Genomic DNA, 23771 nt, shown 5'->3' with positions numbered 1-23771 from the left:
TGATGACTAAAAATTCCGTCGCGATTTATGCCCAGCGTTTGGGCGACAACGGCCTGGTGCTCTCGCAGCGTCTGGGTGCCTGGTGCGGCCATGCGCCGGAGCTGGAGATTGACCTGGCGCTGGCGAACATCGGCCTCGATTTACTCGGTCAGGCGCGCAACTTCCTGAACTACGCCGCCGAATGCTACGGCAGCGGCGATGAAGACACACTGGCCTATGGTCGTGAAGAACGCCAGTTCAGCAACCTGCTGCTGGTAGAACAACCGAACGGCAACTTTGCCGATACCATCGCCCGTCAGTTTCTGATGGATGCCTGGCACGTCGCGCTCTACAGCCGTCTGGTAAACAGCCGCGATGCGCAAATTGCCGCTATCGCCGCCAAATCGATTAAAGAAGTGCGTTATCACCTGCGATTCAGCCGCGGCTGGCTGGTGCGCATGGGTGACGGTACGTCGGAGTCCGCACAAAAAATGCAGCAGGCGCTGAACAACGTCTGGCGCTTCACCCGCGAACTATTCGAAGTGGATGCCGTTGAGCAGGAACTGATTGAGCAGGGCATTGCCGTTGATGTGCGCGAACTGAAAGACGAGTGGGAGACCACCGTGCGCGACGCGCTTGCGGATGCCTGCCTGCAATTGCCGGAAGAAGCGGCTTTCCGTACCGGCGGGAAACAGGGGCTGCATACGGAACATCTGGGGCCGATGCTGGCGGAAATGCAGTATCTGCAACGTATCTACCCCGCACTTCAGTGGTAATCAGGAGGTCATAGTGCAACGAATTGCCGCGATAGCACCCTCGAAAGTGCATGAGATCTGGCGCTTACTGAGCGAGATCCCCGACCCGGAAGTGCCGGTGTTAACCATCACCGATTTAGGCATGGTGCGCAGCGTCGCCCCGCAGGGTGACGGTTGGGAGATTGGCTTTACGCCGACCTATTCCGGCTGCCCGGCCACCGAGCATCTGCTGGGGGCCATCCGCGACGTGATGACCGAACACGGCTTCACGCCGGTGCATATTGTGCTGCAACTCGACCCTGCCTGGACCACTGACTGGATGAACGCCGATGCCCGCGAGCGCTTACGCCAGTATGGCATTAGTCCCCCGCAGGCCCACGCCTGCCACGCATCGGTTCCTGAGGATGTGACCTGCCCGCGTTGCGGCAGCACCCATACCTCGCTTATCAGCGAATTTGGTTCGACGGCCTGCAAAGCGCTCTACCGCTGCGATAGCTGCCGCGAACCCTTCGACTATTTCAAATGTATTTGAGGTTGCCATGACGACGTTTCATTCGCTTACGGTGGCAAAAGTGGAACCGGAAACCCGCGATGCGGTGACCATTACTTTTGCCGTACCCGACACGTTACGGGAGGCTTACGCTTTCCGTCCTGGTCAGCACCTGACGCTGAAAACCCGCATTGGCGGGGAAGAGCTGCGCCGCTGCTACTCCATCTGCCGCACCGGCACGCCGGGGCAGATTAGCGTTGCGGTGAAAGCCATTGAAGGCGGGCGTTTCTCCCGCTTCGCCCAGAGTGATATTAAGCAAGGCATGGCGTTTGAGGTGATGGTGCCGCAGGGCCATTTTGGCTATCAGCCGCAGGCAGAGCGCACAGCACGCTATCTGGCGATTGCCGCCGGTTCTGGTATCACGCCGATGCTGGCGATTATTGAAGCCACGCTGACCACCGAAGCCAATAGCCAGTTCACGCTGATTTACGGCAACCGCAGCAGCCAAAGCATGATGTTCCGCCAGGCGCTGGCAGACCTGAAAGATAAATATCCGCAGCGTTTACAACTGATCAACCTCTTCAGCCAGGAGACGGTCGAGAGCGAACTGCTGTCCGGCCATATCAACACTGAAAAACTGCACGCGCTGGCGCGCAATCTGGTGCAGTTCGATCAGCTTGATGAAGCGTTTATCTGCGGCCCGGCGGCGATGATGGATGACGCGGAAACCGCGTTGCGCGCATTAGGTATGCCGGAGAAAGCGATTCACCTGGAGCGCTTTAACACACCGGGCAGCACCATTAAACGCGTCTCTACCGTACAGGCTGAAGGCCGCAGCGTGACGATTCGTCACGATGGGCGTGACCGTCAGATCTCCCTGAATGCAGAGGATGACAGCATTCTGGACGCTGCGCTGCGTCAGGGCGCTGACCTGCCGTATGCCTGCAAAGGCGGCGTCTGCGCCACCTGTAAGTGCAAAGTGTTGCGCGGCGAAGTGGAGATGGCAACCAACTACAGCCTTGAGCCTGATGAAGTGGCGGCGGGCTATGTGCTGAGCTGCCAGGCGCTGCCGAAAGGCGATGGCGTGATTGTCGACTTTGACGCGAAGGGGATGGCATGAGCGAACTGATCGTTGCACGCCACGAGCGCGTGCTGCTGCTGACGCTGAATCGCCCACAGGCGCGCAATGCCCTCAACAATGCCTTGCTGGAGCAAATCGCCAGCGAACTTGAAAAGGCCGCGCGCGATGCGGACATTTCTGCCTGCGTCATCTTCGGCAATGACCGTTTCTTCGCAGCCGGCGCAGATCTTAACGAGATGGCGGCCAACGATATGCCCGCCACGCTCAACGATATTCGCCCGCGTTTATGGGCGCGAATCGATGCGTTTAATAAGCCGCTGATTGCCGCCGTTAATGGCTATGCGCTGGGCGCAGGCTGCGAACTCGTGCTGCTGTGCGACACGGTGGTCGCGGGCGATAACGCCCGTTTTGGCCTGCCGGAAATCACCCTCGGCATTATGCCAGGCGCGGGCGGCACTCAGCGTTTAATTCGCAGCGTCGGTAAGGCGCTTGCCAGCCGTATGGTGCTGACGGGTGAAGCGATTGACGTTCATCAGGCGCAGCAGGCCGGGCTGGTGAGCGACGTCTACCCGGCGGGCTTAACCCTCGAATACGCCCTGAAACTGGCAAAGACCATCGCCCGCCATTCACCGCTGGCATTACAGGCGGCAAAACAGGCGCTGCGTCAGTCGCAGGAAGTGGGGCTGCATGCGGGTCTGCAACAGGAACGCCAGCTGTTTACGCTGCTGAGCGCAACCGAAGATCGTCAGGAAGGCATTAATGCCTTCCTGCAAAAACGCCAACCAGAATTTAAAGGACGTTAATCGTGGATGCTTTTATTTTGAGTCATGTTGAGCAGGGCGTAATGACCATAACGCTTAATCGCCCGGAACGTCTCAACAGCTTTAATGATGTGATGCATCAGCAACTGGCCGAATGCCTGAAGCAGGCGGAACGCGACGACACCATCCGCTGCCTGCTGATTACCGGCGCAGGGCGCGGCTTTTGCGCGGGGCAGGATCTGAACGATCGCAACGTCGATCCCAACGGTCCGGCCCCGGATCTGGGGATGTCCGTTGAACGTTTTTATAACCCGCTGGTGCGCCGTCTGGCAAAGCTGCCGAAACCGGTGATTGCTGCGGTGAATGGTGTGGCGGCAGGCGCAGGCGCAACGCTGGCACTGGGCTGCGACATGGTGATTGCTGCGCGTTCAGCCAATTTTGTGATGGCGTTCAGTAAGCTGGGCCTGGTACCGGATTGCGGCGGCACCTGGCTGCTGCCGCGCACTGCCGGGCGTGCGCGCGCCATGGGGCTGGCGTTGCTGGGCGACAAAATGAGCGCCGAGCAGGCGCAACAGTGGGGCATGATCTGGCAGGTGGTGGATGACGCCGAACTGGCAGATACCAGCCTGACGCTGGCACGCCATTTAGCCACCCAGCCGACCTACGGTTTAGGGCTTATCAAGCAGGCGCTGCTGGCCTCCGAAACTCACACGCTGGATCAACAGCTGGATATCGAGCGCGATTTCCAGCGTATGGCCGGGCGCAGCGATGACTATCGCGAAGGCGTCAGCGCGTTTCTGGCCAAACGTCCACCACAGTTCAGTGGGAAATAAGCCATGAGTCATGAAATCAAAACGGTTGCGGTGATCGGCAGCGGCACGATGGGCGCAGGCATCGCTGAAGTGGCCGCCGCCGCAGGGCACGACGTGCTGTTGTTTGATATCAATCAGGATGCGCTCACCCGCGCTATTGACGGTATCCGTCAGCGTCTGACCTCTCGCGTGTCGCGCGGCAAGCTGAGCGCGGAGGCGTGCGAAAGAACGCTGAAAAAAATCTATGCGGTGGCGGATATCGCTTCGCTGGCGCCGGCGAACCTGGTGATTGAAGCAGCCTCTGAACGGCTGGAGGTGAAAAAAGCGTTGTTCAGCCAACTGGCGGAAATTTGCCCGCCGCAAACGCTGCTGACCAGCAACACCTCGTCGATTTCGATTACCGCGATTGCCGCGGACGTGCGTTTCCCGGAGCGCGTCGCGGGGCTGCACTTCTTTAACCCGGCACCGGTGATGAAGCTGGTGGAAGTGGTGAGTGGGCTGGCAACGTCGCCAGAAGTGGCGGAAACCCTGTGTAACTGCGTAGCCGCGTGGGGCAAAAAGCCGGTGCGCTGCCGTTCAACGCCGGGCTTTATCGTCAACCGCATTGCGCGTCCCTTCTATGCCGAAGCCTGGCGTGCGCTGGAAGAACAGGTTGCGACACCTGAAGTGATTGATTCGTCGCTGCGTGAAGGCGGTGGCTTCCCGATGGGCCCGCTGGCGCTGACTGACATGATTGGTCATGACGTGAACTTTGCGGTCACCAGTTCGGTGTTCAACGCCTTCTGGCAGGACCGCCGCTTCTTACCATCGCTGCTGCAACAGGAACTGGTGCTGGGCGGACGACTTGGTAAAAAGAGCGGGCAAGGTGTGTATCGCTGGCCGGTTGAAGCCGTCTCTGACCCGTATCTGTCAGCGGTTTCAGCCGTTCCAGGCGAGATTACAGAAAATGGTGACAGTGTCACTATTGACGATCTCCTGCTGATTGAAACGCAAGGTGAAACCGCGCTGGCGCTGGCAATGCGCCATCAGCGCCCGGTTGTGGTGTTCGACCGGATTGAAGGCGATGTGGTGGTGCTGGCTGCTGCGCAGACCAACGTGCAGGCCGATACCGATCAAGCCGTGCACTACTTCCAGCAGCAGGGCAAAAAAGTGCTGCAAATTGCCGATTATCCGGGGCTTTTGGTGTGGCGCACGGTGGCGATGCTGGCGAATGAAGCGCTGGATGCGGTGCAGAAACACGTTGCCAGCGAACAGGATATCGATACGGCGATGCGCCTTGGGGTGAACTACCCGAAAGGGCCGTTGCAGTGGGGCGCTGAGCTGGGCTGGCAGAACGTGCTGCGCGTACTGGAAAACCTGCAAGCCCATTACGGCGAAGAACGCTACCGTCCATCTTCTTTACTGCGCCAGCGTGCGCTGCTGGAGAATCACCATGAGTAACGCCTGGCGTAATGCCCACGCAATGTATGAGCGCGACACCTGCGCACAGGCATTGGGTATCGACATTATCGAAATGGATGAAGGTTATGCGGTGCTCACCATGACCGTCGCGCCGCACATGTTGAATGGTCACCAGACCTGCCACGGCGGGCAACTGTTTTCACTGGCGGATACCGCCTTTGCTTACGCCTGTAACAGCCAGGGGCTGGCGGCAGTGGCTTCCGGCTGCTCGATAGATTTCCTGCGACCTGGCTTTGCGGGCGACAAACTCACCGCCACCGCCCGGGTAAAACATCAGGGTAAACAGACTGGCGTCTATGACATTGAAATTGTGAACCAACAACAAAAAACGGTAGCCCTGTTTCGCGGTAAATCCCACCGCATCGGCGGCACGGTAACAGGAGAAGCCTGATGCGTGATGCATTTATTTGTGACGGAATTCGTACTCCGATTGGCCGCTACGCGGGCGCGCTGTCGGGCGTTCGCGCCGACGACCTCGCCGCCGTGCCGCTGCGTGAACTGCTGGCGCGTAACCCAAAGCTCGACCCAACCCGTATTGACGATGTGATCCTCGGTTGTGCTAACCAGGCCGGGGAAGATAACCGCGATGTGGCGCGTATGGCGCTGCTGCTGGCGGGCTATCCGCAGGATGTTTCCGGTACCACCATTAACCGCCTTTGCGGCTCTGGCCTGGATGCGATTGGCTTTGCGGCCCGCGCGATTAAAGCCGGTGATGCCGACCTGCTGGTGGCGGGTGGCGTGGAGTCGATGTCGCGTGCGCCGTTTGTGATGGGCAAGGCTACCGCGCCTTTCCAGCGTCAGGCCGAGATGTTTGATACCACCATCGGCTGGCGTTTTGTGAACCCGCTCATGCAGCAACAATTTGGTACTGACAGCATGCCGGAAACGGCAGAGAATGTAGCCGAATTGTTAAATATCAGCCGCGCCGATCAGGATGCTTTCGCTTATCGCAGCCAACAGCGAGCCGCCAAAGCCCAACGCGATGGCGTGTTTGCTGAAGAGATTGTCGCGGTGCGCGTGCCAGGTAAAAAGGGCACGTTTACCGAGGTGCTGGATGACGAACATCTGCGTCCGGAAACCACGCTGGAACAGCTGGGCAAACTGAAAGCGCCGTTCCGCGCGAATGGCGTGATCACGGCGGGTAACGCCTCGGGCGTGAACGATGGCGCAGCGGCGCTGATTATCGCCAGCGAGCAGCAGGCCATCGCGCAGGGGCTGACGCCGCGCGCGCGTATCGTTGCCATGGCGACCGCAGGCGTGGAACCGCGCCTGATGGGATTAGGCCCGGTACCTGCCGTGCGTAGAGTGCTGGAGCGTGCGGGCTTAAGTATCACCGATATGGACGTTATCGAACTGAACGAGGCCTTCGCCGCGCAGGCGCTGGGGGTGCTCAGACAGTTAGGGCTGCCGGATGAGGCGTCGCATATTAACCCGAACGGAGGCGCCATCGCCTTAGGCCATCCGTTAGGTATGAGCGGCGCGAGACTGGCACTTTCCGCCAGCCTTGAGCTGCAGCGCCGTCAGGGCCGCTACGCCCTGTGTACGATGTGTGTTGGTGTGGGTCAGGGCATTGCCATGATCCTGGAGCGTGTGTGAGCTAATTTTTACCTGCGAGTACCCTATAATGACAACAAATACAAAGCTGGACCCAATCGAAAAAGCATCGCTGGACGAACTGCAGGCACTGCAAACGCAACGCCTGAAGTGGACCCTGAAACACGCCTACGAAAATGTGCCGATGTATCGCCGCAAATTCGATGAAGCGGGCGTTCACCCGGATGACTTCAAGGAACTGAAAGATATCGAAAAATTCCCGTGCACCACCAAACAGGATCTGCGTGATAACTATCCGTTCGGCATGTTTGCCGTACCGATGGAGCAGGTGGTGCGCGTGCATGCCTCTTCCGGCACGACCGGTAAGCCGACCGTGGTCGGTTACACTCAGAATGACATCAATATCTGGGCCGATATTGTGGCGCGTTCTCTGCGCGCAGCAGGCGGCACGCCGAAAGATAAAATCCACGTCGCTTACGGCTACGGCCTTTTCACCGGCGGGCTGGGCGCGCACTACGGCGCGGAACGTTTGGGAGCGACGGTTATCCCGATGTCCGGTGGCCAGACGGAGAAACAGGCGCAGCTTATCCGTGATTTCCAGCCGGATATGATTATGGTGACGCCGTCCTACTGTCTGAACCTGATTGAAGAGCTGGAACGCCAGATGGGCGGCGATGCGACGCAATGTTCCCTGCGCGTCGGCGTGTTTGGCGCAGAGCCGTGGACGATGGCGATGCGTAAAGAGATTGAACGTCGTCTGGGTATTACCGCGCTGGATATCTACGGTTTGTCGGAAGTGATGGGCCCTGGCGTGGCAATGGAGTGTATCGAAACCGCCGATGGCCCGACCATCTGGGAAGACCACTTCTATCCGGAAATTGTTAACCCGAACGATGGTACGGTGCTGAATGACGGTGAGCATGGTGAACTGCTTTTCACTACGTTGACCAAAGAAGCGCTGCCGGTGATCCGCTATCGCACCCGCGATCTGACACGTCTGCTGCCAGGTACCGCCCGCACCATGCGTCGTATGGATCGCATTAGCGGACGCAGCGACGATATGCTGATTATCCGCGGTGTGAACGTCTTCCCGTCTCAGTTGGAAGAAGAGATTGTGAAGTTTGAGCATCTTTCGCCGCATTACCAGCTGGAAGTTAACCGTCGCGGCCATCTTGATTCGCTGTCGATACAGGTGGAGCTGAAAGAGAGTAGCCTGTACCTGAGCCACGAACAGCGTTGCCAGGTGTGCCACCAGTTGCGTCACCGCATTAAATCGATGGTCGGGATTTCCACCGATGTGACGATCGTTAACTGCGGCGCGATCCCGCGCTCTGAAGGCAAAGCGTGCAGGGTGTTTGATTTGCGCAAGATAGCCAGCGTGTAACATTGCCGGATGGCGGCGCGCTGTGCCTTATCCGGCCTACAGGGGATGGTAGGCCGGGCAAGGCGCAGCCGCCCCCGGCAAAACTACGATTCATACCTATGCTATGATTCATAAATCAAAACAATAACAACAGGATGAATCAGATGAGTAAAATCGATACCTTCATTCAGCAGGCCGTGTCATCGGTGCCCATTAGCGGCACCTCGCTGATTGCTTCGCTGTATGGTGATTCCCTGTTGCATCGCGGCGGTTCTGTCTGGCTGGGTAGCCTGGCGGCGATGCTTGAAGGTCTGGGATTTGGGGAGCGTTTTGTCCGTACCGCGCTGTTTCGCCTCAATAAAGAGGGCTGGCTGGATGTGGAACGCATTGGCCGCCGCAGCTTTTATCGCCTGAGTGATAAAGGCCAGCGCTTAACCCGCCGGGCGGAAAATAAAATCTATCGTGCGGAAACGCCGGCCTGGGACGGCACCTGGCTGCTGTTGCTTTCCGAAGGGCTTGATCGTGCAACACTTTCAGACGTCAAAAAACAGCTTATCTGGCAAGGGTTTGGCACGCTAGCGCCCAGCCTGATGGCCTCGCCGTCACAAAAGCTGGCCGATGTGCAGTCACTGCTGCATGAAGCGGGTGTGGCGGAAAACGTCATCTGCTTTGAAGCGCATTCCCCACTGGCGTTGTCGCGCGCGGCATTGAGCGCACGCGTGGAAGAGTGCTGGCAACTGACCGAGCAGAATGCCATGTACGACACCTTTATCCAGTTGTTCCGCCCGCTGCTGCCGTTATTGCGCGACGTAGATGCGGATGAACTGACTCCGGAACGTTGCTTCCAGATCCAACTTCTACTGATTCACTTTTATCGCCGCGTGGTGCTGAAAGATCCGCTGCTGCCGGAAGAACTGCTCCCGGCGCACTGGCTCGGCGGCTCTGCGCGTCAGCTCTGTATCAACATTTATCAACGTGTGGCTCCCGCCGCGCTGGCCTTCGTCAGCGAAAAAGGCGAAACCCCGGTGGGCGAACTACCTGCGCCGGGTACGCTGTTCTATCAACGATTTGGCGGGTTGCCGGTGAGTGAAGGGAGGTCTTATGCCAGTGTATCAGATTGACGGCTTAACCCCGGTGGTGCCGGACGAGAGCTATGTGCATCCTACCGCCGTATTAATTGGCGACGTCATCCTGGGTAAAGGTGTATACGTTGGGCCAAACGCCAGTCTGCGCGGCGACTTTGGTCGCATTGTCATTAAAGATGGCGCGAACATTCAGGATAACTGTGTAATGCACGGTTTTCCGGAGCAAGACACGGTTGTGGAAGAGGACGGGCATATTGGTCATAGCGCCATTCTGCACGGTTGCGTCGTACGCCGTAACGCACTTGTCGGGATGAATGCTGTAGTGATGGACGGCGCGGTGATCGGTGAAAACAGTATTGTCGGCGCGGCAGCATTTGTGAAAGCCAAAGCAGAGATGCCTGCGAATCACCTGATTATCGGTAGCCCCGCGAAAGCCATTCGCGAGCTCAGCGAGCAGGAAATGGCGTGGAAAAAGCAGGGTACACGGGAATATCAGGTGCTGGTGGAACGTTGTAAAAAGACGATGCATCAGGTCGAACCGTTACGCGCAGTCGAAGAAGGGCGAAAACGGCTGATATTTGATGAGAGTTTGCGGCCTAAATCGGCGAGTTGAGTAAAAAAGGCAGAAATAAAATTTCTGCCTTTTTTATTGGGACGCGTTAACTGTAGTTGTAGTTAGAAGATATTTATTTGTTGCAAGAATATATGCAAGGCGGAGGAACTTATTTTTGTTTTAAGGTGAATGATTTTTTTGTATGTTTTTGGTGGAATACAACATGCATTAATGAATTACGTCACAAATAATATTGGCAATAATTCATCGAGTTTATTTGTTAAGTTTTACTTAAAGTCCCTTTAAGTTGAATTGTTTTGTATTGACAAATAGAATCCCTAAAAAGAGATATTTAATCATGACCTTATTGTGATCATTTTTTAATTCACTGTTTTTATTGGTCTTCTAAATTATTTAAGTTATTACGTTGAGAGGGATTTCTCATGCAAAAGAAAACATTACTGTCGGCTTGCATTGCTTTAGCGTTAAGCGGGCAGGGTTGGGCTGCGGATACGATAGAAACGGATGGTGTTTCAGGAGAACGTAAAAGTTCACGCGTAACCTGCCCGACAGATCCTGGTAAACTGAGCCAGCAAGAATTAAAAAAACTCCCACCAGAATGTGTTGCTGCAACACCCTCAAATCATAAACTTTATCCCTGGCTTGCTGTCGGTGCGACCGCGCTGCTTACCACTCTCGCTGCAATTGAGTTAACGGACCACGACGGCGACCACTCTCACTCTTCTTCTTCACCTCAACCTACACCGCCAGACGATAACGACAATCCACCCGTGCCACCCAGCGATGACGGCTCGCTCACTCCCGTGGGGCCAAACGACGGTGGCGATGATACACCAGACGATGGTGGCGACGATACGCCGGATGATGGCGGTGACGACACGCCAGACGACGGCGGCGACAATACGCCGGATGACGGCGGCGACAACACACCAGACGACGGCGGCGATGACACGCCAGACGACGGTGGCGACAATACACCGGATGACGGTGGCGACAACACACCGGATGACGGCGGCGATGACACGCCAGATGATGGCGGCGACAACACGCCGGATGACGGCGGCGATGACACGCCAGATGATGGCGGCGACAATACGCCGGATGATGGCGGTGATGACACACCAGACGACGGCGGCGACGACACGCCGAACGACGGTGGTGACGACACACCAGACGACGGTGGCGATGATACGCCGGATGATGGCGGTGATGACACACCAGACGACGGTGGCGACGATACGCCGGATGATGGTGGCGACGACACACCAGACGACGGCGGCGACAATACGCCGGATGATGGTGGTGATGATATTCCAGACGATGGCGGCGATGACACGCCGGATGGCGGCGGTGACGATACGCCAGACGATGGCGGCGATGACACGCCGGATGACGGCGGTGACGATACGCCAGACGATGGCGGCGATGACACGCCGGATGACGGCGGTGACGATACGCCAGACGATGGCGGTGACGATACGCCAGACGATGGAGGCGACGATACACCAGACGACGGCGGCGATGACACGCCGGATGACGGCGGTGACGACACACCAGACGATGGAGGCGACGATACACCAGACGACGGCGGTGACGATACGCCGGACGACAGCGGCGATGATACGCCGGACGACAGTGGTGATGATACGCCGGATGATGGCGGTGATGATACGCCGGATGATGGCGGCGATGACACGCCGGATGATGGCGGTGATGATACGCCGGATGATGGCGGCGATGACACGCCGGACGACGGCGGTGACGATACCCCGGACGACGATGGTGATGACACCCCAGTCAAACACGATCCTGTCGTTTATAAAAATAATGTCACCTGGGATCAGGATGCGAAGACCGTAGAAATTCGTAATACCACCTTCACGTACGCTAAAAATGAAGATGGCAGTTACACGCTTACCGGGCCAAATGGCAAAACGACGATCGTAAAAAACTGGTCCGTTGACGAGGCGGCCAACACTGTCAGCTTTGACGGCGTCAATACGGCGGGCGGGATCACCTGGCGTTATGATGACGATGGCAAAATCCATATTGTCAAAGAGGCGGGTACAGTTGCTGACGGAACTACAGGGGACCATTTTCAGGTTAACGATGCCACCATCACCGATAAGGGTGGAAATACCGCGCTGAATGGTGGCACGGTGATGGTTGTTGACGGTCACGATATAACCCTTAATAACGACGGTAAAACCACCGCAATTGGCGAAGGTTCAGTGGTCGGTATCCTGACCGGCGACGATATCACCATCAATAATAATGGTGAAACGGAAGTTGATGGCGGGACGGCGGTTATTATCAATGGCGATCGCGCGACATTGAATACCGCGGGTGACTCGACGTTTACCAATGGTGGGACCGGCAGCGAGATTAATGGCGACAACGCGGTAGTAAGTAATAAAGGTGTCATGACCGTCGACGGAGAACATTCGACGGGATCGAAAATTACCGGTAACGATGCACTGGTTAAACAATCAGGCGATCTTTATGTAAGCGGTGGCGCACGTGGAATTATTGTTGATGGAGATGGCACCATTATCAGCAATAAAGGCAATATAACCGTCGTGGATGAGAAATCCATTGGCATTGAGTTGCAGGGTAATGACACCACATTTATCAATATGGGTGATATTTCCGCCAGCAATGGCAATGCGGAAGAGAATGCCACAGGTGTGAAGATTGCGGGGGATAACGCCACGTTTATGAACGTGGGTGATATTTCTGCCAGCAATGCAGGGACGGGAGTTCAGGTTATTGGCGACGCTGGCGATATCTCACTTGCGGGTGGTATGTATGTGGGTGATTTCTCCACAGGTCTGGATGTGGTTGGCAATAATAACACTATGACGCTGGCCACCTATGAGCTGAACGTCACCGGACAGGATGCGACAGGGGTCAATGTCGCCGGGAACGGGAATACCATCGATATCGCAGGCAATATACTGGTCGATAAAAACCAGTTGGCTGATAATGCGGCAGAATATTTTTACGACCCATCCGTTGGCGTTAATGTCAGCGGTGATAATAATGATATTACACTGGATGGTCAGTTAACGATGGTCGTGGATAGCGAAACCACGAATCGTACCTATGCACGTTTTGACGGTAGCCAGGAAAACATCTCCGGACTGGTGATCACGGGTGATGGTAATACGGTAGCACTTAATGGTGGCGTGCAATTCAGGGGAGAGGCAAATACCTTAACCAACGGAGAGGATATTGCCTCCGCACGTAAGGGAAGCGGCTCCACTCCTCTTATTAAGGTTGATGGCAACTCATCCGTATACCTGAATGGTGACTCGGTAATAGGCGGTGATTTCCCGGTAGGTTACTCCAGTATTATCCAGTTGAATGATGGTGCAATGTTGAAGATAGGCGATGATGCCTCTTTTTCAACGAAGGATGTCAATATATTCGAACACTATTTTGATGCGACTCCTGCGATAATAAATGCGTCTTCCGGTTCCCAGGTCATCAATGAAGGGGATGTCGATGTAGCGAATATTAAATTTATTAATGTCAACGATGAAAACAGTTCGGCGGTTAACAGCGGCAGCATCGCATTACTTCAGTATGATTATTCGACACCGACAAATCCAGTCCCGGAACCGGGTGGGGTAGCACTAATGGCGCAAGGAGGCGCTACGGTTACAAATAATGGATTCATCACAGCAAAAGTTATGGAGCAGTATAGCGTGGTGAATATGCGAAACTCCGTGGGTGCTACTGGCAGTGATATTCCGAATAATCAAACGGAGAGTATGATTGCTCTCGAAGCCTACCATAACAGTTATGCACTCAATGGTGAGAGTGGCGTGATTGATATGTATGGTCGAGGGAACATTGGCATGACGGCAATAGACAACTCGACGGCTGAGAATGCAGGCAATATCTCTATCGATGCGTTATGGGTTGATGCTAATGATACAACGCAATTACGCAGCGATATACATGGAAATAGAGCCGGAGATTATGCCGCTGCTATGTGGGTGGGTACAGATGATTTTAATGGGGCCGGAGTTAACGCGACCGCGATTAATAAAGAAAGCGGTGTCATTACTATTTATAATGCAGGCGCGGGAATGTTCGCTAATGGTCATGGCAATACGGTCATTAACCAGGGGACTATCAACCTGGAAAAAAATGATAACTATGACAGCACGATTGGCGCGAATAAACTCGTCGGCATGGCGGTTTACAATGGCGGAACCGCAATTAATGATCAGACTGGCGTTATTAATATTAATGCCGAAATTGGTCAGGCATTTTACAATGACGGTTCCGGCGTTATTGTTAACTACGGCACTATCTGCACGTTCGGTATTTGTCAGGACAGTGCGAGCTATAACCCAACCGACAGTGCCATCAGCCGGGGATGGGATAATGGCAACGTTATTACCGCTGAAGGCGAAACGCTGGATTTACCCACAAGCGGAGGGGTAACCAACCCCCTGGCAGAGAGCGATATTTATATCACCAACGCAGGAACGGTGACGGGCGGAGCCATTACGGTTGCTCATAATGGCAACCTGACCAACGAAATCACGGGTAATATCAACAAGGTGGTTATCGCCATCGACGGTGAATATATCAACCAGGGAATAACTCAATCCGTTTCTGTTGATGGCGGCGTCTTTAATAATGAAGGCACAGTCACAGGCCAGGTAGTTACGACAGTTGCGAGTTCGGTCATCAACAATGCTGGCACTATTAGTAGTATCGAACAGTGGGCCAGCTCTGTTTATAACACCGGAACGGTGAGCAACTGGAAAGGCTCATCGGTGTCTGCCGTCATGAACAACCAGGCAGGTGGAACGGTAGATAAGGTGTTTTTTACTGCTGCATCAACGTTCAATAACGCCGGAACGGTCAATCATGTCACCGTGGATAAAAAGGGTGTATTCAACAACCTGCAAGGCGGTGTAGCAACAATTGATGACGGTCAATTGTGGGCGGGTTCATTTAATAACTGGGGCACGGTTAACAGTGACGCTAATATTATGGCCGCTGGCAATCCACACACCCTTTATAACGGTGAGACGGGCGTAATCAACGGTCAAATCAAGACTGCCTTGAACGTGAACGCTAACACGCTGGTGGTGAACGACGGTACTATTAATATTGACAACACTGGTAATGTGGCGATGTCGGCGCATGGCAGTGCGAAAATGGTCAACAACAATATCATTAACGTCGGCACAGAAGGCACCTCTGAGACTGGCATGGTAGGGATGCAACTCGAAAGCAACGCGAAGGCGGATGCGGTCATTGAAAATAATGGCACCATCAATATTTACGCCAGTGATTCTTTTGCATTCAGCCAGTTAGGCAGCGCTGGACATATCGTAAACAACGGTATCGTGTATATCGACGACAGCGTGACGGGTTCCGGTATCTTCAAACAAAGTGGTATCTCGGCAGAAGGCAACGGCGAAGGCGGCGACGGCACAGAAGCGCACTATGTGGACTTCACTGCGCCGGATGAGCCGACGATTACGCCTTATAGCGGCGGTAGCTCGTCATCGTCCGTGAGCAGTGACGACGGCATGAACAATCTCAACGGTTACGTGGTGGGAACCAGTGCCGATGGCAGCGCCGGTAAGCTCATGGTCAACAATGCCAGCATGAACGGCGTGGGGATCAACACTGGGTTTACCGCCGGTACGGCAGACACCACCGTTAGTTTTGATAACGTGGTGGAGGGCAGCAACCTGACCGACGCTGACGCCATCACCTCAACGTCCGTGGTATGGACTGCCAAAGGCAGCACCGATGGCAGCGGTAACGTTGACGTCACCATGAGCAAAAATGCCTACACCGATGTGGCAACAGATGCCTCGGTGAATGACATCGCTAAAGCACTGGATGCGTCTTACACCAACAACGAGCTGTTTACCAGCCTGAACGTCGGCACGACTGCCGAACTGAACAGTGCCCTGAAACAGGTCAGCGGTAGCCAGGCGACCACGGTATTCCGCGAAGCGCGCGTTTTAAGCAACCGCTTTAGCATGCTGGCGGATGCCGCGCCGAAGGTGGGGAACGGTCTGTCCTTTAACGTGGTGGCGAAAGGCGATCCGCGTGCGGAACTCGGAAATAACACCGAGTATGACATGTTGGCGTTGCGTAAAACCGTGCACATGAGCGAAAGCCAGAGCATGAGTCTGGAGTACGGTATCGCGCGTCTGGATGGCGACGGTGCGCAGAAGGCGGGCGACAATGGCGTAACCGGCGGCTACAGCCAGTTCTTTGGTCTGAAGCACCAGATGTCCTTCGACAACGGTATGCGCTGGAACAACGCGCTGCGTTATGATGTGCATAACCTCGACAGCAGCCGCTCGGTGGCTTACGGCGACGTCAGCAAAACGGCGGATACCAACGTGAAACAGCAGTACCTGGAGTTTCGCAGCGAAGGGGCAAAAACCTTTGAACCGCGCGAAGGCCTGAAAATTACCCCGTATGCCGGTGTAAAACTGCGTCACACGCTGGAGGGCGGTTATCAGGAACGGAATGCAGGAGACTTCAACCTGAGCATGAACAGCGGCAGCGAAACGGCGGTGGACAGCATCGTCGGGCTGAAACTGGACTACGCAGGCAAAGACGGCTGGAGTGCCAACGCGACGCTGGAAGGCGGGCCAAACCTGAGCTACACGAAGAGCCAGCGCACGGCAAGCCTGGCAGGCGCAGGCAGCCAGCATTTCAACGTTGATGACGGGCAGAAGGGCGGCGGCATCAACAGCCTGGCAAGCGTCGGCGTGAAGTACAGCAGCAAAGAAAGTTCGCTTAACCTGGATGCCTACCACTGGAAAGAGGATGGTATCAGCGATAAAGGCGTGATGCTGAACTTCAAGAAAACGTTCTGATGTTTGTTGCGCCAGATGGCGGTGCGAGCACCTTACCTGGCCTACAGGTATATTGCCCGTAGGCCAGGTAAGCGCAGCGCCACCGGGCAGTAATGCGTGTGCCGGATGAGATGTTGTACTCATCCGGCTTTTTTTTACACATTCGCATTTATTACACATTTCCTCCCCGCGCGTTCATTTCTATACTGTGGGCTCTTAATCTGCCTTAAACAGGACAGGGTGTTATGAGCAACAACAGTGGTACGTTTACTCTCGGTACAAAATCGGTAAAACGACTGGGTTATGGTGCGATGCAGTTGGCTGGCCCCGGCGTTTTTGGGCCGCCAAAAGATCGCCATGTTGCTATTACGGTATTGCGTGAAGCGCTGGCGCTGGGTGTGAATCATATCGACACCAGTGACTTTTATGGCCCACACGTGACAAACCAGATTATCCGCGAAGCCCTGCATCCGTATCCGGATGACCTGACGATAGTCACCAAAATTGGCGCGCGTCGCGGGAAAGACGCTTCATGGCTTCCGGCGTTTTCGCCTGAAGAACTCAAGCAGGCAGTACACGATAACCTGCGTAACCTCGGCCTGGACGTGCTGGATGTGGTTAACCTGCGCGTGATGCTCGGCGACGGTCACGGCCCGGCAGAAGGGTCGATTGAAGCTAACTTTACCGTACTGGCCGAACTGCAACAGCAGGGGCTGGTGAAGCATATCGGCCTGAGCAACGTTACACCGACGCAGGTCGCTGAAGCGCGTAAAATTGCGGAAATTGTCTGCGTGCAGAACGAGTACAACATCGCGCACCGTGCCGACGACGCGTTGATTGATGCGCTGGCGCATGACGGTATCGCATACGTACCGTTCTTCCCGCTCGGTGGTTTTACGCCGCTGCAATCGTCAACGCTTTCTGACGTTGCCGCAAGCCTTGGCGCAACGCCGATGCAGGTGGCGCTGGCGTGGTTGTTGCAACGTTCGCCGAATATCCTGTTGATTCCAGGTACTTCTTCAGTGGGGCATCTGCGGGAAAATATGGCGGCGGGAGAATTGAGTTTATCTGGTGACGTGCTGGCAACGCTGGACAGCATTGCGAAAAATGCGGGTTAAATAAAAAAGCCTCCCGGTTCGCGGGAGGCCTCTTAAATCTTATGCGGCAACGATAGTGTCGATGGCTGCTTTCGCATCTTCCTGCGCTTTGGCCGCCATTTCCGGGCCGTAAGCGATGCCTTCCGCAAAGACGAATTTCACGTCGGTCAGGCCGATAAAGCCCAGGAAGGTGGACAGGTACGGCGTCACCTGATCGGTCGGGGTATCTTTATGGATGCCGCCACGGCTGGTGATCACCACGGTTTTCTTACCGGTAACCAGGCCTTCAGGACCTTTCTCGGTGTAACGGAAGGTCACGCCAGCACGAGCAACCAGGTCAAAATAGTTTTTCAACTGAGTAGAGATGTTGAAGTTGTACATCGGCGCTGCAATCACGATAACGTCGTGGGCTTTCAGTTCAGCAATTAGCTCGTCAGACAGCGCCAGTGCTTCCTGTTGACGCGGCGTCAGCGGGGAATCGCTCGGACGCAGTGCGCCAACCAGTTCGCCATCCAGTACCGGCACCGGGTTAGCGGCCAGGTCACGAACGGTGATTTCGTCCGCGCTGTGTTTTTCACGCCACTGCTCAACAAAATAGTCGGACAGCTGATTAGACTGGGAGTAGCCTGCCAGGATGCTGGATTTCAGAACCAATACTTTGCTCATGGGTGTTTCCTTTATACTTTGAGTGACGGGCCTTGCCCGGTTGCTTGCAGACACTTTATTCACAATCCTGCCACAGGGATAGCGCAATATATCGAATCCTCTGTTCGATTTTTTTGAATAACTGACTTTCCTCTCTATACCACATACCGGGAAAACCGTTCGGTATCAGGCCAGGTGTGGTATTCTGGAGGGAACGTATGACGAGAACATTTCCGGCACCCAGATGCCCGATAACGCTATGACAGAACAACAAAAACTCACCTTCGCGACGTTGAATCAGCAGCTCGATGCATTAACGCTGCGCGATAAACAGCGCTTTGCCCGTCGCCTGCACGGTGTGAAGAAGGTTAAAAATCCTGATGCACAACAGGCCATTTACCAGGAAATGGCGAAAGAGATTGAACAGGCAGCAGGTAAAGTCCTGCTGCGCGAAGCCGCACGCCCGGACATTACCTATCCGGATAACCTGCCGGTTAGCCAGAAGAAACAGGATATTCTTGAGGCGGTGCGCGACAACCAGGTGGTGATTGTCGCCGGGGAAACGGGTTCCGGGAAAACCACCCAGTTGCCGAAGATTTGTATGGAGCTGGGGCGCGGAATCAAAGGGCTGATTGGCCATACCCAGCCGCGTCGTCTGGCGGCGCGTACCGTGGCGAACCGTATAGCGGAAGAGCTGAAAACAGAGCCGGGTGGTTGCATCGGTTATAAAGTTCGTTTTAGCGATCACGTCAGCGACAACACCACGGTTAAGCTGATGACCGACGGTATTCTGCTGGCGGAAATCCAGCAGGACCGCCTGCTGATGCAGTACGACACCATCATTATCGATGAAGCGCACGAACGCAGTCTGAACATCGACTTTTTGCTCGGTTACCTGAAAGAGCTGCTGCCGCGCCGCCCCGATCTCAAAATTATCATCACTTCCGCGACCATCGACCCGGAACGCTTCTCGCGCCACTTTAATAATGCGCCGATTATCGAAGTTTCAGGGCGTACCTACCCGGTGGAAGTGCGCTATCGCCCGATTGTCGAAGAGGCGGATGACACCGAACGTGACCAGTTGCAGGCCATTTTTGATGCTGTAGACGAACTGGGGCGGGAAAGTGCGGGCGACATTCTGATCTTTATGAGCGGTGAGCGTGAAATTCGCGATACCGCCGATGCGCTCAGCAAACGGGATCTGCGCCATACGGAGATCCTGCCGCTGTATGCGCGACTCTCCAACAGTGAACAGAATCGCGTCTTCCAGTCGCATAGCGGGCGTCGCATCGTGCTGGCGACCAACGTTGCGGAAACCTCGCTGACCGTGCCGGGCATAAAATACGTTATTGACCCAGGCACCGCGCGTATTAGCCGCTACAGCTTCCGTACCAAAGTGCAGCGTCTGCCGATTGAACCTGTTTCGCAGGCATCCGCAAACCAGCGTAAAGGCCGCTGTGGGCGTGTCTCGGAAGGGATCTGTATTCGACTCTATTCGGAAGATGATTTCCTGTCGCGCCCGGAATTTACCGATCCGGAAATTCTGCGTACCAACCTGGCATCGGTTATTTTACAGATGACCGCGCTGGGGCTCGGAGATATCGCCGCCTTCCCGTTTGTGGAAGCGCCGGATAAACGCAATATTCAGGATGGCGTGCGTCTGCTCGAAGAGCTGGGCGCCATCACCACGGACGAACAGCAAACCGCCTATAAACTGACGCCGCTGGGCCGCCAGCTGTCACAGTTGCCGGTTGACCCGCGTCTGGCGCGTATGGTGCTGGAAGCGCAAAAACACGGTTGCGTGCGCGAGGCAATGATAATTACCTCGGCCTTGTCTATTCAGGACCCGCGTGAGCGCCCGATGGACAAACAGCAAGCCTCGGACGAAAAACATCGCCGTTTCCACGACAAAGAATCTGACTTCCTCGCCTTTGTGAACCTGTGGAATTACCTCGGCGAGCAGCAAAAAGCGCTGTCATCGAATGCGTTCCGCCGCCAGTGCCGCACGGATTTCCTCAACTATCTGCGCGTGCGCGAATGGCAGGATATTTACACCCAGCTGCGCCAGGTGGTGAAAGAACTGGGTATTCCGGTCAACAGCGAACCGGCTGAATATCGCGAAATCCATATCGCGCTGCTCACCGGCCTGCTTTCCCATATCGGCATGAAAGACGCTGATAAACAGGAATTTACCGGCGCACGCAATGCGCGCTTTTCGATATTCCCCGGTTCCGGTTTATTCAAAAAACCGCCGAAATGGACCATGGTTGCCGAACTGGTGGAAACCAGCCGCCTGTGGGGGCGTATCGCTGCGCGCATCGACCCGGAATGGGTAGAGCCGGTTGCCCAGCATCTGATCAAACGGTCGTACAGTGAACCACACTGGGAGCGGGCACAGGGTGCGGTGATGGCGACAGAAAAAGTCACCGTTTACGGGCTGCCGATTGTCGCCGCGCGTAAGGTGAACTACAGCCAGATTGACCCGGCGCTGTGTCGTGAGCTCTTTATTCGCCACGCGCTGGTGGAAGGTGACTGGCAGACGCGTCATGCATTCTTCCGCGATAACCTGAAACTGCGCAGTGAAATTGAAGAACTTGAGCACAAATCGCGCCGTCGCGACATTCTGGTTGATGACGAAACGCTGTTTGAGTTTTACGACCAGCGCATCAGCCACGACGTGATCTCCGCCCGACACTTTGATAACTGGTGGAAAAAGGCCAGCCGCGAAACGCCGGATTTGCTCAACTTTGAAAAGAGCATGCTGATTAAAGAGGGGGCGGAGAAAGTCAGCAAGCTGGACTACCCGAACTTCTGGCATCAGGGCAATCTCAAGCTGCGCCTGAGCTATCAGTTTGAACCTGGTGCGGATGCGGACGGCGTGACCGTACATATTCCGCTGCCGTTGCTCAACCAGGTGGAAGAGAGCGGGTTCGAGTGGCAGATCCCTGGCCTGCGTCGTGAACTGATTATCGCACTGATAAAATCGCTGCCGAAACCAGTACGCCGTAATTTTGTGCCTGCGCCAAATTACGCTGAAGCGTTCTTAGGCCGCGCCACACCGCTGGAGCTGCCGCTGCTCGATAGCCTGGAGCGCGAACTGCGCCGTATGACCGGGGTCACCGTTGACCGCGACGCCTGGCAGTGGGATCAGGTACCCGATCACCTGAAAATCACTTTCCGTGTAGTGGATGACAAAAACAAGAAACTTCAGGAAGGGCGTTCCCTTCAGGCGCTGAAAGACACGCTTAAAGGGAAAGTTCAGGAAACGCTTTCCGCCGTTGCCGATGATGGTATTGAGCAAAGCGGGCTGCATATCTGGAGTTTCGGTAATTTGCCGGATCACTACGAGCAGAAGCGTGGCAACTACAAAGTGAAGGCCTGGCCGGCGCTGGTGGACGAGCGTGAAAGCGTGGCGATTAAGCTTTTCGATAACCCGCAGGAACAGCAGCAGGCGATGTGGCGTGGTTTGCGCCGCCTGCTGCTGCTGAACATTCCGTCGCCAATTAAGTATCTGCACGAGAAATTGCCGAACAAAGCCAAACTGGGGCTCTACTTTAACCCGTACGGTAAAGTGCTGGATCTCATTGATGACTGCATCTCCTGTGGTGTTGATAAGCTTATCGATGAAGCGGGCGGCCCGGTATGGACCGAGGAAGGGTTCACGAAGCTGCATGATAAAGTACGTGCTGAACTGAACGAAACCGTCGTCGAAATCGCCAAACAGGTCGAGCAGATCCTCACGGCGGTATTCAATATCAACAAACGCCTGAAAGGGCGTGTGGATATGACCATGGCGCTGGGGCTGTCGGATATCAAAGCGCAGATGGGTGGGCTGGTTTATCGCGGGTTTGTCACCGGCAACGGTTTCAAACGCCTGGGCGACACGCTGCGCTATTTGCACGCGATTGAGAAACGACTGGAAAAACTGGCCATCGACCCGCACCGTGACCGTGCGCAAATGCTGAAGGTGGAAAGCGTACAGCAGGCCTGGCAGCAGTGGTTAAATAAACTGCCGCCGGCGCGTCGGGATGATGATGATGTACAGGAGATCCGCTGGATGATTGAAGAGCTGCGCGTCAGTTTCTTTGCTCAGCAGTTGGGTACACCGTACCCCATTTCCGATAAACGCGTGTTGCAGGCGATGGAGCAGATTAGCGCGTAACGTTTTTCTGTGCTGTTAACTTTCATACAAACCCGGTTAGCGCATGCTGCCGGGTTTCTTTATGGATTCTGAAAAGCGGTGGCAGACGTACTCTGTATGAGCGTGCAGGAGTAAGCTGTGCGCGTGCAGATCGACGATCAGGGTGGGGCGGTAGCGTTGTTATAAATACGGAACCAAATTCAAAATTTTGGTTCCCCCGATAGAGGATGGAAGGTTAAATGACATTCATTTTATGGAAGAGGTGAGAATTAAGCTTGCAAAAAAATGGGCGATTCCTGAATGGAGCATACAAGTGCAAATAGATTGCTTTAAATCTGCTTTTCCCGATAGTGAAGAAGAAATGGATGATGGAATTAAAGAAATCAAATGAAAATAAAAATGCTTATGCTTTTATTTATCCCATGTGCACTCTGGGCGAATGATTTTTGTACAGATATTCAAGTATCAGATCAAGTTTTCGATTGTGCAAAAGAAACATTTACTAACCACGATGCGGAAATAAATAAAACCTATAAAGCACTTCTGTCTGACATCAAAAAAAGATATTCATCTGAACCAGAGACAGGTGCTGAAGTTATTGAGAAAATAAAGATCTCGCAAAGAGCGTGGATTCATTTTCGAGATGCCAATTGTCCTGTTTTTACCTTGGATGTCGAAGCTGGCTCACAAGTTTATGAAACATCGTTATATGATTGTGAGAGTGAGATGACGATTAAGAGAACAGAGGAGTTAAAGACAATATTGAAAAGTCTATAGTCTATATCAATAGAGGTAAAATGAGTCAATATTTGATAAATACCGCGATATATATATTTATTTCGTCAATGTAGTACTAATTTGGTTTATGAAACTGTTGATGCGTTAGCCAGTGTAGAACAGGAGGTTATTCTAGTTGAAAAAGAAAATCAGTAGATGGAATGTCATTCTAAAACTGTCATTTCTTTTAGTGTTGTTATATCTCTCCTGTCTGACTTACGTTGAAGTGTTTACAAAGGGAGTTTATCGCCGAACAGACACACTGGAATACTTCTTCTTAACTCGGCCAGAAATCAAGAATGCGCCAATAATTTCAGAAGACTACAGCTACTCATATAATGA

General features: G+C 54.5%; 17 protein-coding genes. 16 read left to right on the top strand and 1 reads right to left on the bottom strand.

The genetic code is table 11. The annotated features are described in order from the left end of the window. Nucleotides 1–2 precede the first annotated feature (2 nt). The 13 genes from paaC (at nt 3) to G163CM_RS06880 (ending at nt 17887) form a co-directional block, all read left to right on the top strand. Entirely contained in the window at nt 3–755 is a 753-nt protein-coding gene (gene paaC, locus G163CM_RS06940; RefSeq protein ID WP_231827370.1) for a 1,2-phenylacetyl-CoA epoxidase subunit PaaC, read from the top strand. Nucleotides 756–768: 13 nt separating this feature from the next. Then, entirely contained in the window at nt 769–1266 is a 498-nt protein-coding gene (gene paaD / locus G163CM_RS06935; protein WP_231827369.1) for a 1,2-phenylacetyl-CoA epoxidase subunit PaaD, read from the top strand. Between the two features lie 7 nt (nt 1267–1273). Further along, nucleotides 1274–2344 carry a 1,2-phenylacetyl-CoA epoxidase subunit PaaE gene (paaE, locus tag G163CM_RS06930; RefSeq protein WP_231827368.1) on the top strand — a complete coding sequence of 357 codons (1071 nt, stop codon included), beginning with the start codon at nt 1274–1276 and terminating at the stop codon, nt 2342–2344. After that, nucleotides 2341–3108, top strand: a complete 768-nt coding sequence (gene paaF / locus G163CM_RS06925) for a 2,3-dehydroadipyl-CoA hydratase PaaF (RefSeq protein ID WP_231827367.1) — start codon at nt 2341–2343, stop codon at nt 3106–3108. Before paaE ends, paaF begins: the two co-directional genes overlap by 4 nt. Nucleotides 3109–3110: 2 nt before the next feature. Further along, entirely contained in the window at nt 3111–3899 is a 789-nt protein-coding gene (gene paaG, locus G163CM_RS06920; protein WP_231827366.1) for a 2-(1,2-epoxy-1,2-dihydrophenyl)acetyl-CoA isomerase PaaG, read from the top strand. A gap of 3 nt (nt 3900–3902) precedes the next feature. Continuing rightward, entirely contained in the window at nt 3903–5318 is a 1416-nt protein-coding gene (locus G163CM_RS06915; RefSeq protein WP_231827365.1) for a 3-hydroxyacyl-CoA dehydrogenase, read from the top strand. Then, entirely contained in the window at nt 5311–5730 is a 420-nt protein-coding gene (gene paaI, locus G163CM_RS06910; RefSeq protein ID WP_015964549.1) for a hydroxyphenylacetyl-CoA thioesterase PaaI, read from the top strand. The genes G163CM_RS06915 and paaI overlap by 8 nt, the downstream gene beginning before the upstream one ends. Beyond that, on the top strand, nt 5730–6935 hold the full coding sequence (pcaF, locus tag G163CM_RS06905) for a 3-oxoadipyl-CoA thiolase (protein ID WP_231827364.1): 1206 nt from the start codon (nt 5730–5732) through the stop codon (nt 6933–6935). Before paaI ends, pcaF begins: the two co-directional genes overlap by 1 nt. Nucleotides 6936–6963: 28 nt before the next feature. Next, nucleotides 6964–8277 (top strand): phenylacetate--CoA ligase PaaK, encoded by a 1314-nt coding sequence (paaK, locus tag G163CM_RS06900; RefSeq protein WP_231827363.1) that lies wholly within the window; start codon nt 6964–6966, stop codon nt 8275–8277. 134 nt (nt 8278–8411) lie between these two features. Further along, the gene (paaX, locus tag G163CM_RS06895) at nt 8412–9377 is read left to right on the top strand and encodes a phenylacetic acid degradation operon negative regulatory protein PaaX (protein WP_231827362.1); all 966 of its coding nucleotides are present in this window, start codon (nt 8412–8414) and stop codon (nt 9375–9377) included. Continuing rightward, a complete protein-coding gene (gene paaY / locus G163CM_RS06890; RefSeq protein ID WP_231827361.1) occupies nt 9358–9954 on the top strand; it encodes a phenylacetic acid degradation protein PaaY in 597 nt (198 codons plus the stop codon). The genes paaX and paaY overlap by 20 nt, the downstream gene beginning before the upstream one ends. A 383-nt stretch (nt 9955–10337) precedes the next feature. Further along, entirely contained in the window at nt 10338–16790 is a 6453-nt protein-coding gene (locus G163CM_RS06885; protein ID WP_231827360.1) for a BigA/YdbA N-terminal beta-barrel domain-containing protein, read from the top strand. A 224-nt stretch (nt 16791–17014) separates the two neighbouring features. Next, a complete protein-coding gene (locus G163CM_RS06880) occupies nt 17015–17887 on the top strand; it encodes an aldo/keto reductase family oxidoreductase (protein WP_231827359.1) in 873 nt (290 codons plus the stop codon). 39 nt (nt 17888–17926) lie between these two features. On the opposite strand, the gene azoR is transcribed toward G163CM_RS06880, so the two are convergent. Further along, nucleotides 17927–18532, bottom strand: coding sequence for an FMN-dependent NADH-azoreductase (gene azoR, locus G163CM_RS06875; protein ID WP_015964543.1), 606 nt, complete (start codon nt 18530–18532; stop codon nt 17927–17929). Between the two features lie 238 nt (nt 18533–18770). Between azoR and hrpA the strand changes: the two genes are divergently transcribed. The 3 genes from hrpA (at nt 18771) to G163CM_RS06860 (ending at nt 23429) form a co-directional block, all read left to right on the top strand. Continuing rightward, nucleotides 18771–22673 (top strand): ATP-dependent RNA helicase HrpA, encoded by a 3903-nt coding sequence (gene hrpA, locus G163CM_RS06870; RefSeq protein WP_231827358.1) that lies wholly within the window; start codon nt 18771–18773, stop codon nt 22671–22673. Between the two features lie 232 nt (nt 22674–22905). Then, nucleotides 22906–23043 carry a DUF596 domain-containing protein gene (locus tag G163CM_RS06865; RefSeq protein WP_231827357.1) on the top strand — a complete coding sequence of 46 codons (138 nt, stop codon included), beginning with the start codon at nt 22906–22908 and terminating at the stop codon, nt 23041–23043. Next, entirely contained in the window at nt 23040–23429 is a 390-nt protein-coding gene (locus G163CM_RS06860; protein WP_231827356.1) for a lysozyme inhibitor LprI family protein, read from the top strand. Before G163CM_RS06865 ends, G163CM_RS06860 begins: the two co-directional genes overlap by 4 nt. Nucleotides 23430–23771: the final 342 nt, after the last annotated feature.

It is taken from the genome of Pseudocitrobacter corydidari (assembly GCF_021172065.1).
GTDB lineage: Bacteria > Pseudomonadota > Gammaproteobacteria > Enterobacterales > Enterobacteriaceae > Pseudocitrobacter > Pseudocitrobacter corydidari.
This window is presented reverse-complemented; position numbering and strand designations above follow the sequence as displayed.